1 protein-coding gene is annotated in these 1,613 nt (G+C 71.9%); it reads left to right on the forward strand.

Features of this window, described 5'->3' with window-relative positions; translation table 11 throughout:
• Positions 1-1,613 (forward strand): hypothetical protein (locus AB0C29_RS47460; protein WP_360834830.1); only part of this gene is annotated, 1,613 nt, incomplete at both ends.

A 1,613-nucleotide genomic window follows, 5' to 3' on the forward strand; every position in this document is an offset into this window, starting at 1 on the left:
ACCGGCTCACGATGGTGCCCGGCGCCAAGGGCCGCTCGGCGTTCCAGTTCAGGCCCGGCTCCGGTGTCGTCCAGGCGCCGTACGGGTTCGTCTCCACCGGCGGCACCGTGCGGGCCCAGCAGCTCGGCGGCAGCGTCATCCCGGCCGCCCAGGCCAAGACCGGTGCCCCACCGCGCTCGGCCCAGGCCGCCGCGGCCGCCGGCACCTACCGGACCACCCTGACGGTGGACTCGCAGAACTGGACCGCCTGGAACAAATTCATCAGCCTGTGGAACCGCGACACCTGGACCTGGATGCCGGTGACCAACCCGCAGAACTCGCTGAGCGCGACGGCTGACCTGCCCCCGGGCAACTACTTCGTCGCGATGATGTACGGCATCTACAACGTCGACAGCTACCTGCTGACCAGGTCCTTCACCGTCACGAACGCGGCACAGACCGTCCGGCTCGACGAGAAGTCGGCCAAGCGGGTGGGCTTCTCCGTCGACGACACCACCGCGCAGTCGGAGTCCAGCGCGGTGTGGATCTCGCTGCCCAACGGTGACCTCATCGGTTTCGCCGGCGGGCCGAAGACCCGCAACTACGTCACGCCGTCGTCCCCGCCCGGCACGACGCTGCGGGTGCACGACGTGCTGACCAAGGCCGGCTCCACCGCGCTCAAGCCGAGCCCCTACCGGTACGACCTGGTCCGCTACTGGCCGCACCCGTTCCCGGCGTCGCCGATCAGCACCGTCCGCACGGCGTCGCTGGCCAAGACCAGCCTGACGATCCGGGCGCAGGGCACCAACACCGACGGGTCGTACGCGACGGTCCCGATGACCGGCGAGTGGACCGGCCCGTACGTGCCGACGTCGATGCGGCTCCCGGCGAGCATCACCGAATACGTGACGCCGGGGGTCAACTTGGGCCGCCTGGTCGACTACGGCTCCGGCCAGTCGCTCAACCTGGGCTACCGCACGCTGTCCGCGGGCACATCACCCGGCGCCACGGTGGGGGCCGGCCCGCTCGCCCCGACCCGCCGGCCGGGAAACGACGACTCCCGGCGCGAGGGCAGCCGGCTGTCGATCATCGAGAACATGACCCTCGGCGACACGGCGGGCAACCAGGGCGCCGACAGCTCCGGCACCGACTCGCTGACGCTGAGCAGTGGCGGCGAGGTGCTCAAGACGGCCGCGACGGCGAGCATGACCGTGACCGTGCCGCAGGCCGAGCAGACGTACCGGCTGGACCACACGATGACGCGGCGGGTGCCGTGGTCGCAGCTGTCCACGAAGATCCGCAGCGAGTGGACCTTCACGTCGGCGTGGAGCCCGGTCCCCACCCCGCTCGCGCTGATCGACCTCGACCTGTCCGCCGCCGGGCTCGACCAGCGCAACCGGGCCGCGGCCGGGCCGGTGCCGCTGACCATCAAGCCGTCGACCCGCGAGAGCTCGGCGGAGAGCACCGTCGACAAGGTCGAGTGGTCGCTCGACGACGGCGCCACCTGGAGCGAGCTGCCGCTCACCGCGTCCGGTGACGGGGCCGTCGAGGTGACACCGGAGCTGCCGGCCACGGCCGCGTTCGCGTCGCTGCGGGTGACCGCGGGCAACGCGGACGGCGGGGTGCTGCGCCGC

The organism is Actinoplanes sp. NPDC048791 (genome assembly GCF_040650095.1).
Taxonomy (GTDB): domain Bacteria; phylum Actinomycetota; class Actinomycetes; order Mycobacteriales; family Micromonosporaceae; genus Actinoplanes.